9 protein-coding genes and 1 pseudogene are annotated in these 10,415 nt (G+C 71.8%); 6 read left to right on the top strand and 4 right to left on the bottom strand.

Translation table 11 applies throughout. The features are described from left to right. The 3 genes from E1287_RS39435 to E1287_RS39425 form a co-directional block, all read right to left on the bottom strand. On the bottom strand, window positions 1–893 hold an 893-nt coding region (locus E1287_RS39435; RefSeq protein ID WP_131970612.1), incomplete at its 3' end, for a serine/threonine-protein kinase. A 21-nt stretch (window positions 894–914) separates the two neighbouring features. Continuing rightward, complete coding sequence (locus E1287_RS39430) at window positions 915–1,706, bottom strand: putative hydro-lyase (protein WP_131970610.1); 792 nt, start codon at window positions 1,704–1,706, stop codon at window positions 915–917. Window positions 1,707–1,979: 273 nt separating this feature from the next. Next, on the bottom strand, window positions 1,980–3,206 hold the full coding sequence (locus E1287_RS39425; protein WP_131970608.1) for an NRAMP family divalent metal transporter: 1,227 nt from the start codon (window positions 3,204–3,206) through the stop codon (window positions 1,980–1,982). Window positions 3,207–3,367: 161 nt separating this feature from the next. Here E1287_RS39425 and E1287_RS39420 point away from each other — a divergent pair, with 161 nt between their 5' ends. Then, window positions 3,368–4,099 (top strand): GntR family transcriptional regulator, encoded by a 732-nt coding sequence (locus E1287_RS39420; protein ID WP_131970606.1) that lies wholly within the window; start codon window positions 3,368–3,370, stop codon window positions 4,097–4,099. Here E1287_RS39420 and E1287_RS39415 read toward each other — a convergent pair. Next, complete coding sequence (locus E1287_RS39415; RefSeq protein ID WP_243719747.1) at window positions 4,080–4,712, bottom strand: GntR family transcriptional regulator; 633 nt, start codon at window positions 4,710–4,712, stop codon at window positions 4,080–4,082. The two genes, E1287_RS39420 and E1287_RS39415, sit on opposite strands and share 20 nt — an antisense overlap. Window positions 4,713–4,843: 131 nt before the next feature. On the opposite strand from E1287_RS39415, the gene pdhA reads away from it, so the two are divergent. From pdhA to E1287_RS39390, 5 genes and pseudogenes are all read left to right on the top strand, one after another. Then, window positions 4,844–5,947: a pyruvate dehydrogenase (acetyl-transferring) E1 component subunit alpha gene (gene pdhA / locus E1287_RS39410; RefSeq protein ID WP_131970602.1), complete on the top strand. Its 1,104-nt coding sequence runs from the start codon at window positions 4,844–4,846 to the stop codon at window positions 5,945–5,947. A 10-nt stretch (window positions 5,948–5,957) separates the two neighbouring features. After that, a pseudogene (locus E1287_RS39405) lies at window positions 5,958–6,950 on the top strand (alpha-ketoacid dehydrogenase subunit beta); the annotation flags it as partial. Between the two features lie 107 nt (window positions 6,951–7,057). Beyond that, window positions 7,058–8,320: a dihydrolipoamide acetyltransferase family protein gene (locus E1287_RS39400; RefSeq protein ID WP_131970598.1), complete on the top strand. Its 1,263-nt coding sequence runs from the start codon at window positions 7,058–7,060 to the stop codon at window positions 8,318–8,320. A 488-nt stretch (window positions 8,321–8,808) separates the two neighbouring features. Beyond that, window positions 8,809–9,900, top strand: a complete 1,092-nt coding sequence (locus E1287_RS39395; protein ID WP_165969422.1) for an SDR family oxidoreductase — start codon at window positions 8,809–8,811, stop codon at window positions 9,898–9,900. A 14-nt stretch (window positions 9,901–9,914) separates the two neighbouring features. Continuing rightward, window positions 9,915–10,415 (top strand): class I adenylate-forming enzyme family protein (locus E1287_RS39390; protein ID WP_131970595.1); only part of this gene is annotated, 501 nt, incomplete at its 3' end.

The raw sequence follows: 10,415 nt of genomic DNA, 5'->3' as shown, positions 1-10,415 counted from the left end.
GGGGCGTCCAGGATCGAGGTCGCCTCCGGCGGCGGCTCGGGCGGCGCGTCGCCGGCCGGCGCGTGCGGCGGCGCGAACCGGGCGAGCTGAACGCCGGACGCGCCGGCGAGGAGGCGGGCCGTCTCGGCGGCGGCCGGGCGGGAACCGGGGTCTTCACTGAGGCAGCGGCGGCAGAGGGCGGCGACCTCGTCCGGGACGCCCCTCGGCAGGGCGGCGGTGGACACGGGCAGGCCGGTCACCGACTCGTGCAGGACGACGCCCAGCGAGAAGACGTCCGCGGCCGGAGTGGGCGCCGAGCCCGACAGCAGCTCGGGGGCGACGTAGGCGGGGGTGCCCAGGACGGGGCCGCCGGACGCGAACGATACGCCGAGCGGAGCGCGTCCGTTGAATGGCGGCGGGTGGGGGCTGGAGGACGGTCCGGTGAAGGCGATGCCGAAGTCCAGGACCTTCACGCCGACCGGCGTGAGGAAGATGTTCGCCGGCTTGACGTCGCGGTGGACGATCCCGGCGGCGTGGGCGGCGGCCAGGGCGTCGGCGACGCGCGCGCAGATCCCGGCGGCCTCCCGCCAGGGCAGCGGCCCCCGGGACAGCCGCGCCGACAGGCTCTCGCCGTCCAGCAGTTCCATGACCACATAAGGAATGTGGCTGTGCTCGCCGTAGTCGTAGACGCCGGTGATGCTCGGGTGGGTGAGGCCCGCGGCGGCCTTCGCCTCCTGGCGGAGCCGCCGCGTGAACTTCTCGGGCCAGCCCTCCTTGGGCACCTTCACCGCGACGGGACGGTCGAGGACGAGGTCGTCCGCGCGCCAGACGGTCGCCATCCCGCCGGCGCCGAGGGGCCTGTCCAGGCGGTAGCGGTCCCCGAGGCGGTCGCCCGGGGCGACGATCTCGGGCATGGGGGAAGCCTAATGCCGTGCTCAGGGCACCAGGTACCGGGTGTCGCGGGCGTCGGTGATCGCCATGTGGCCGGGCGCGTGCCCGATGGCGAGCTTCGGCCGGGACGCCGTCACGGCCGCCTGCGGGGTCACGCCGCACGCCCAGAACACGGGGATCTCGTCCACCCGGATCTCGACGGGGTCGCCGAAGTCGGGGCGGCCGAGGTCGTCGATGCCGAGCTCGACGGGATCGCCGACGTGGACGGGCGCGCCGTGCACGGACGGGTACCGGGCCGTGACCCGGACGGCGTCGGCCACCTGCGCGGCGGGCACGGGACGCATCGAGACGACGAGCGGCCCGCCGAACTCGCCGGCGCGGCGGCACATCCGGTTCGTCCGGTACATGGGGACGTTCCGGTCCTGCTCGATGTGCCGGACGGGGACGCCCGCCTCGCGGAGCGCGTCCTCGAACGTGAAGCTGCAGCCGATGAGGAACGAGACCATGTCGTCCCGCCAGTACCCGGTCACCTCGGGCACTTCGGCGACGGGTTCGCCGTGCTCGTAGACGATGTAGCCGGGCAGGTCGGTGCGCAGGTCGCCGGCGAATACGGACGCGGACGTCCCGCCGGGTTCGGTGACGTCCAGGACGGGGCACGGCTTGGGGTTGCGCTGGGCGAACAGCAGCAGGTCGTAGGCCTGCTCGCGGGGCACGGAGATCAGGTTCGCCTGCGTCCAGCCCGCGCACCAGCCGGCGGTGGGGACGCGGAGGCCCTCGCGGAACAGGGCCCTGGCCTGCTCCGGCGACAGCGCCCCCGGGTCGAGGGGTCCGGTCATGGTCTCTCCTTCGGAACCGTGGAACGGTCGGGCAAGGAGCGGGACCCGTGGAAGGGCGAGACCGATGCGGAAGATCGGAAGGAGGGATTCGATGAGGGCCGCGCGGTCGGCGGGGTGAAATGAGTCCGGGTCTGCGACGCCCGACACCCCCACGCCGAGCGCCGCATGACCCGGACGGCCCCAATCCTGACTGTCGCCAGCGGCCTTGTCTGGTTGAACGCCGGCCCCGGTCCCATGGTTCCCGCTCGCTGAGATAAATCTGGAATTTCGTCCTCACCTCCACAATTGGTCGAGCTCGGTGAGCAGATCCCAGCTCAGGTACAGGGACATCACCCAGGCGACGCCGCCGAGGACGAGCATCCAGCGGGGGTACCGGTAACCGCCGAGAAGGTCGCGGCGGCGGGCGGCCGCCCACATGAGCACGCCGAGCCCGAACGGCAGGATCATCCCGTTCAGCGCGCCCGCGAGGACGAGCAGCTTGGCCGGGGTCGTGCCGATGACGAGGTAGATGACCGCGGACACGAGGATGAACGCCACGACGAGGCGGTTGCGGTGCCGCTCCACGAAGGACGAGAACGAGACGAGGAACGACACCGAGGTGTAGGACGCGCCGATCACCGACGTGATCGCGGCCGACCACATGATCAGGCCGAACAGGCGCACCCCGGCCTCGCCCGCCGCGTGCTCGAACGCCGAGGACGGCGGGTTCTCCTTCGCGAGCGTCACACCGCCCGCGACGACGCCGAGGACGGCGAGGAACAGCAGCACCCGCATGAGGGCGGTGACGAGGATGCCGGTGACGGCGCTGCGGTTGATCTGCCGGACGTGCTCCGCCCCGGTCAGCCCGGACTCGATCATGCGGTGCGCGCCCGCGTAGGTGATGTAGCCGCCGACCGTCCCGCCGATCAGGGTGGTGATGACGAGGAAGTCGACGGTCTCGGGCGCGACGCTCTGCTTCAGCGCGTCGCCGAGGGGCGGGTCGGACACGAACGCCACGTACAGCGTCAGCAGGATCATCACGGCGCCGAGGAGGACCACGATGCGGTCCATCGCGACGCCGGCGCGGCGGCTGAGGAAGATCGCGATGGCGACCAGCGCGGAGATCCCGCCGCCGACCTTGACGTCCAGGCCGAGCAGCGCGTTCAGGCCGAGGGCGGTGCCGGCGATGTTGCCGATGTTGAAGACGAGGCCGCCGAAGACGTCCAGCGCGGCGAGTGCGTAGCCGGCGCCTGGCAGGACGCGGTTGCCGAGCTCCTGGGCGCGCATGCCGGACACGCCGACGATGCGCCACACGTTGAGCTGGATCGCGATGTCCACCAGCACGGACACCAGGATCGCGAACGCGAACGCGGCGCCGAGCTTGGCGGTGAACACGGTGGTCTGGGTGATGAAGCCGGGGCCGATGGCGCTGGTGGCCATCAGGAACATGGCGCCGAGGAGCGCGCCGCGGCGGGAGGGTGCGGATGGTGCCGGGGGTTTGTCCAGGGTCCGATCCGTCATGGGGCTGGCCCTTCCAGGGATGCGCCTTTCCGCCAGCGTAGAGATTGTTCAACAATCCAGCAATCCCCTTGTTGAGATATTTCGCGCTCCTTGGGATACGCTGGCGTTTCACCCGCGTACCGCGGCGGTGGCGCTCCGCCGTGCCCAAGGGAAGGATCCCGATGACCGTGCAGGAGCCGTGGCTCGACGAGATCGCGGCGGCGCGGCACGGCATGGACCGGTCGAGCACCGCGACCCGGGTCGCGGACGTGTTCCGCGAGAAGATCGCCGACGGGCGGCTCGTCCCCGGGACGCGGCTGTCCGACGACAAGCTCGCCGCCGTCATGGGGGTGTCGCGCAACACGATGCGCGAGGCGTTCCAGATGCTCGTCAAGGAACGGCTGCTCGTCCACGAGTTCAACCGCGGCGTCTTCGTGAGCCGCGTGCCCGCCGGCGCGCTGGCCGACCTGTACCGCGTCCGGCGCATCCTGGAGTGCGAGGGCGTCCGCAGCGCGCGCGACGCCGGCGCCGCCGCGCTCGCCCGGGTCGAGGCCGCCGTGCTGGAGGGCGAGCACGCCGCCGCGGCGGGGAACTGGGCGGACGTCGGCACCGCCGACATCAAGTTCCACAAGGCCCTCGCCGCCCTGATGGGCAGCCCGCGGGTGGACGAGATGATCGGGCATCTGCTCGTCGAGATGCGTCTCGTCTTCCACGAGATGGGCTCGCCGCGCGAGTTCCATGAGCCGTACCTTGCCCGCAATCGCCGCCTCTACGACCTGATGGCGCAGGGTGACTTCGTGAAGGCCGAAGCGGAGCTCCGCTCCTACCTGGACGACGCGGAGGCGCAGCTCACGAAGGCGTACCGGGACAAGGAGCGATCCCAAAGGCCCGGGGCTACGGCGCGTAGTTCATGACGTGGTCGTGGAGGAGCTGCGGCGCCCGCGGGTCGCGGCGGCGGAACGCCTCGATCAGCTCCGCGTGCTCGGCCGACTTGGAGTAGATCTCCGTGTGGTGCAGGCGGAGGGACAGCGTCGTCCACAGCTCGATGCCGAGGCCCTCCCAGACCGACACCAGCAGCCGGTTCCCGGCCGACTCCACGATCGCGCGGTGGAAGGCGATGCTCAGGCGCATCTGCTCGGCGAGGTCGCCGTCCCGCGCGGCCTCGCCGAGCCGCCGGTTGTGCTCCTCCAGCGCGTCCAGGCAGCCGGAGAGGCTCGGCAGGGCCAGCTCCACGGCCGTCCGCTCCAGGCCGGCGCGGACGGGGAAGATCTCGGCGAGGTCCCGCTCGGTGAAGTCGCGGACGCGGGCGCCGCGGTTCGGCAGCGACTCGATCAGCCGCTGCGCCTCAAGCTGGCGGAGCGCCTCGCGGACGGGACCCTGGCTGACGCCGAGTTCGGCGGCGATGCGGCGCTCGACGACGCGTTCGCCGGGCTGCCAGCGTCCGGAGCTGATGCCGTCCACGATGAACTCGCGAATCTGGTCGGCGAGTCCGGTGCGGAGCAGCGGTGCGGGGATCGGCGCGTTCACGACATCACATGTTAGACGGAGCGTCGGTAAGTGACTCTTGACGGATACAATATGATCGATCATAGATCAATGATGATCGGTGAGCGTCGTGGCGATCCTACGGCGTTGCCCCGGACAGAGGAAGATCGCCGATGGCTGAGACCGCGAAGGCCGCTCCGGCCCGCACCCGGAGAACGCGCGGCACCAAGACCCCCCGGGCGAGCACCGCCGTGCCGCCGCCGACGTCCCCCGACGCCGAGACGCTCGTCGGCTACTACCGGCAGATGCTGCTGATCAGGCGGTTCGAGGAGCGGGCCGCCCGCGCCTACACCGAGGCCAAGATCGGCGGGTACTGCCATCTGAACCTCGGCGAGGAGGCCACGGTCGTCGGGCTGATGGCCGCGCTGCGCCCGTCCGACTACCTGTTCACCAACTACCGCGAGCACGGATACGCCCTCGCCAAGGGCATCGGCGCGGACCGGGTCATGGCCGAGTTGTACGGGCGGTCGACGGGCGTGTCGAAGGGCTGGGGCGGGTCGATGCACCTGTTCGACGCCGACGCCCGGCTGCTAGGCGGGTACGGCATCGTCGGCGGCCAGGTCCCGCTCGCCGCGGGCGCGGCGCTCGCCGTCTCCTACAAGGGCGGCGACGAGGTCGTCATGTGCCACATGGGCGACGGGACGGCCGCGATCGGCGCGTTCCACGAGTCGCTGAACATCGCCGGCCTCTGGGACCTGCCCGTCGTCTTCGTCGTGATCAACAACGGTCTCGGCATGGGCACGACCGTGGAGAACTCCTCCGCCGAGCCCGAGCTGTACCGGCGCGGCGCCGCGTACCGGATGGAGAGCGCCCGGGTGGACGGCACCGACGTGGTCGCCGTCCGGGACGCCGCGCGCCTCGCCGTGGAACGCGCCAGGTCGGAGAGCAAGCCGTACCTGCTGGAGACCACGAGCCCGCGGCTGAAGGGCCACTCGGTCGTCGACCCGGCCCGCTACCGGTCCAAGGAGGAGAAGGAGGCCCTCAAGGCCGCCGACCCGCTGGCCCGGATGGCACTGGAACTGGAGGAGGCGGGTGTGCTGTCCCACGACGACCGCGACAAGCTCGACGCCGAGGTCATGGCCGAGGTGGACGCCGCCGCCGCGTTCGCCGACGAGAGCCCCGCCCCCGAGGTGTCGACGCTGTTCGACTACACCTACGCCACCCCCGTCCCGGGCGAGCTGCGCCGCCTGCCCGCCGACCCGGTATTCAGCTCCTGAGAGGCACCCCATGGCAACCGTGACCTACCGCCAGGCCCTCCGGGACACGCTCCGCGCCGAGATGCTCCGGGACGAGAACGTCTTCCTGATGGGCGAGGAGATCGGGCTCTTCGAGGGCTCCTACAAGATCACCGAGGGGCTGCTGAAGGAGTTCGGGCCGCGCCGCGTCCGGGACACCCCGATCGCCGAGGAGGGCTTCGTCGGCGCCGCCATCGGCGCCGCGATGCTCGGCCTGCGCCCCGTCGTGGAGATCATGACGATCAACTTCTCGCTGCTGGCGCTGGACCAGATCGTCAACCACGCCGCGAAGATCTACGGCATGTTCGGCGGGCAGGCCAGCGTCCCGATGGTGATCCGCACCCCGGGCGGCGGCGGGCAGCAGCTCGGCGCGACGCACTCGCAGAACGTCGAGCTGTTCTACTCGTTCATCCCGGGCCTGAAGGTCGTCGCGCCGAGCACGCCGGCGGAGGCGTCCGCGATGCTGAAGGCCGCGATCCGCGACGACGACCCGGTGCTGTTCCTGGAGAACCTCGCCCTCTACAACACCAAGGGCGAGCTGCCCGCCCCGGTCGAGGACATCGAGCCCGCCGAGATCGGGCGCGCGGGCGTGACCCGTCCCGGCACCGACATCACGATCATCGGGTACTCGCGGATGGCGCGGGTCGCCGCCGAGGTCGCCGAGACGCTCGCCGCCGACGGGATCTCCGCCGAGGTCGTCGACCTGCGCAGCCTGCGCCCCCTCGACCGGCAGACCATCGTGGACTCCGTCCGCAAGACGGGCTGCGCCGTGGTCGCCGAGGACGACTGGCTCACCTACGGCATCGGCGCCGAGATCGCCGCGACGATCCAGGAGGGCGCGTTCGACTGGCTGGACGCCCCCGTCCGGCGCGTCGCGATGGCCGAGGTGCCCCTCCCCTACGCCAAGTCCCTGGAGACGGCGGCGCTGCCGTCCGCCGACTCGCTGCTCACCGCCGTCCGCGACACGCTCCGCGCGACCGGCCGTCCCATGTCCGACTGGGGGGCGACCCCCAGACCCCCGCAGCGCGATCCAAGCGATCCTCACTCCGCTGGCGCTCCGCTGCGGTCGCTTGAATCGCTGGAGCCGACGCGATGACCGACATCCTCATGCCGCGCCTCTCCGACACGATGGAGGAGGGCGTCATCAGCTCCTGGCAGAAGCAGCCGGGCGACGAGGTCGCGGTCGGCGACGTGATCGTCGACATCGAGACCGACAAGGCGGTCATGGAGTACGAGGCGTACGAGGCGGGCGTCCTGGAGAAGATCCTGGTCGCCGAGGGCGAGACCGCCGCGATCGGCGCCCCGATCGCCGTGCTCGCCACGGCCGCCGGCACGAGCCCCGCCCCCGCCGCCGCGCCGGAACCGGCGTCCGCCCCGGAACCGAAGTCCGCCCCGGAACCGGAGCCGGTCGCCGAGGCGCCGGCGGCTCCGGCTCCGGTCGCTGCCGTTCCGAGCTCGGGCAACGGGTCTCGTCCGCCGTCGTCGCCGCTGGCGCGGCGGCTGGCGCGCGATCACGGCATCGACCTCACGACGCTGAACGGCTCCGGCCCGGGTGGACGCATCGTCCGCGCCGACATCGAGTCCGCCATCCGCTCCGGCGCCCCCGCCGCCGCCCCGGCCGCTGCGCCGGCGCCCGCGGCCTCCTCCGCCGCGGCGCGGGCCGTCGAGGATCCGGACGTCGAGGCCGTCCCGCTGAACCGCTTCCGCAAGGTGGCGGCCCGGCGGCTGACCGAGAGCAAGCGCGAGGCGCCGCACTTCTACCTCAACCGCGAGGTGGACGCCGAGCCGCTGCTGGCCTTCCGCGCCCGGCTCAACGAGGCGCTCGCCCCGGCCAAGGTCAGCGTGAACGACCTGATCGTGAAGGCGTCCGCGACCGCGCTGCGCGAGCACCCGGCCGTGAACGTCTCCTACACCGAGGAGAACCTGCTCTTCCACAAGCGCGTCCACGTCGGCATCGCCGTGGCGGTCGAGGACGGCCTGCTCGTCCCCGTCATCAAGGACGCCGACCGCAAGGGCGTGTCGGAGATCGGCCGGGAGACCCGCGAACTGGCCGGCAAGGCCCGCGACGGGAAGCTGAAGCCGCAGGAGATGAGCGGCGGGACGTTCAGCGTCAGCAACCTCGGCATGTTCGGCGTCGACTCGTTCGCCGCGGTGATCAACCCGCCGGAGGCGGCGATCCTCGCGGTGGGCGCGGTCCGGGACGAGCCGGTCGTCCGCGACGGCCAGGTCGTGCCGGGCAAGCGCCTGGCCCTGACGCTGTCGGTCGACCACCGCGCCACCGACGGCGCGACGGCCGCCAAGTTCCTGGACCGCCTCGCCGCCCTTCTGCAGAACCCGTTGCTCATCGTCGCCTGAGCGCCTAGAGCGCCTGAAACAGACCCGGCTTGACCCGGCCTCCGGTTAGGCCGGGTCAGGCCGGTCGGCCGGGCGGAGGCCCACGGGTCCATATTCATGTCGTCGCGGCGATACACGACCGCAACGGCGGCGGGAGCGCGGCGCGGTCGGTCCTCCCGGGCCGCGCCCCTCGCCAGTCCTTCTTTTACGGGTCGCGAAACCAACGCTGACCAGCCCGCCGACACCCGCCCACCGCCAAGCGCGGCTATCACGGCTGCCGCGAATGCGGTGACGAGTGTGAACCGGTGGTGGCGGTGTGGCGTCCCTCCGGCCGTCTCGGCCCTTTCACCGCGCCTTGCGCCAAATCATCGCCCGGTTATCATGTCACGCATGGTAGTCATAACAATACAGATAGTAAATTAGCGTTGCTTAACGCCATCGTTCGCCCACGTTCCGGACGGGTCTCCGGAAGATCACCAGAGGATGGGACGCCTTCGATGACATGCGTGATGACGGGCGGTGCCGGCTTCCTGGGCCTGCACCTGGTCAGGGAACGACTCGTCCGGGGACGGCACGTCACCGTCCTGGCCCATGCGGGCGGCGCGCCGGGACGGGAGCGGATCGAGCGCTTCCTCGACGCGACCGGTGACATCGGGCGGCTCCCCGCGCCGCTCGGCGAGCTGCTGACCGTGGTCCCGGTCGACATCGCGCAGCCCCTGCTCGGCCTGCCGCGGCTCGAACACCGCAGGCTCGCCCGGATCGCCGGCGAGGTGTGGCACGTCGCGGCGGCCGTCGAGCTCCACGGCCGGGACGAGCACGTCTGGCGGACGAACGTCCTCGGCACCCAGAACGTCCTGCGGCTGGCGAGCCTCGCCCCGAGGGAGACGCCGTTCCGCCACATCAGCACGGCGTTCGTCGCGGGAACCCGGCAGGGCCACATCAGCGAGGACGACATTCCCGTGAACGGAAACGGCTCGGGAGACGGGTTCGAGAACACGTACGAGCGGTCGAAGCATGAGGCGGAGAATCTGGTCCGTGACTGGGCGGGGCGGCTCGGCAGGCGGGCGCTGATATTCCGGCCCGGCGTGCTAGTCCCGCCCGGTCCGCGGTCTGTCCCGGAACTCCCCTCCCACACGCTGAGCACCTTTTACCGGGGGGCGAGCCGGCTGCCGGGAAAGGGCGGCCGGACGGTGCTGAGGCTCGGCGGCGATCCCCGTGCCCGGCTGAACCTCCTGCCCGTCGATTGGGCGGCGGACGCGATGGCGTGCATCGCCTCCGGCGACGGAACTGCGGGCGTTTCGACCGTCCATGTCGTGCATCCCGTCGACGTGCCCATCCGGACGATCGCGGCGGCGCTGGAGGACGTGTGCCCGGTGCGGATCCGCATCACGCCGGCGATGCCGGGTGAACCGACGGCCGTCGAGCGCATCTTCTACCGCCGGATAGCCGGATTCCTGCCCTATCTCCACCACCGCCGCCATTTCGACGACTCGGCATTGAGAAAGCGCACTCCCGGGCTCTCCCCGCCGCCGCTCATAGACCGGACGTATTTGCGCTTCTGTTTCGGCGTCCACGCGCCCGTCGCGAAGACCAGCGCATAGGCGGGGGCGCGGAAATGCAGCAGAGCGACATCATCCGGCCTTTGCCCGAGCTGCTGCGCGGGCACGCCCGTCGGATCGGCGAGAAGGTCGCCTTCCGCGACGTCCGGCGCGGCGTCACGTACGCCGACCTCGAACGCCGCACCGGCAGGCTCGCCGGTCATCTCGTCACGCCCGCCGGGCCCGGCGCCGGACGGGGGCTGCGGCGCGGCGACCGCGTCGCCGTCTACCTGGACGACTGCGTCGAGGTGATGGAGAGCTGCCTCGCCGCCGTCCGCGCCGGCGCGGTCGCCGTGCCGCTCAACCCGCGGGCGAGCGACCCCGAGCTCGACCATCTGCTCCGCGACAGCGCCGCCGCCGCGGTGGTCACCGACCCGGCCCATCTGGAGCAGGTGCTGCGGCTCGCGCCGGGCGCGGGCGGGCCGTCCGTGCTCGTCGTCGGGGACGAGGCTCCGCCATCGGGATCGCAGTCCTTCGAGGCACTGGCCACGACGGAACCCGCCCGCCCCGCTCCCGAC

Origin of the sequence: Actinomadura sp. KC06 (genome assembly GCF_004348735.1) — a bacterium.
Classification (GTDB): Bacteria; Actinomycetota; Actinomycetes; order Streptosporangiales; family Streptosporangiaceae; genus Spirillospora.
This window is presented reverse-complemented; position numbering and strand designations above follow the sequence as displayed.

Bases quoted from the DNA above. Each gene is read 5' to 3' on its own strand.
- E1287_RS39395 (WP_165969422.1), top strand. From the start codon at position 8,809: ATGACGGGCGGTGCCGGCTTCCTGGGCCTGCACCTGGTCAGGGAACGA.
- pdhA (WP_131970602.1), top strand. From the start codon at position 4,844: ATGGCTGAGACCGCGAAGGCCGCTCCGGCCCGCACCCGGAGAACGCGC.
- E1287_RS39425 (WP_131970608.1), bottom strand. From the start codon at position 3,206: ATGACGGATCGGACCCTGGACAAACCCCCGGCACCATCCGCACCCTCC.
- E1287_RS39430 (WP_131970610.1), bottom strand. From the start codon at position 1,706: ATGACCGGACCCCTCGACCCGGGGGCGCTGTCGCCGGAGCAGGCCAGG.
- E1287_RS39400 (WP_131970598.1), top strand. From the start codon at position 7,058: ATGACCGACATCCTCATGCCGCGCCTCTCCGACACGATGGAGGAGGGC.
- E1287_RS39420 (WP_131970606.1), top strand. From the start codon at position 3,368: ATGACCGTGCAGGAGCCGTGGCTCGACGAGATCGCGGCGGCGCGGCAC.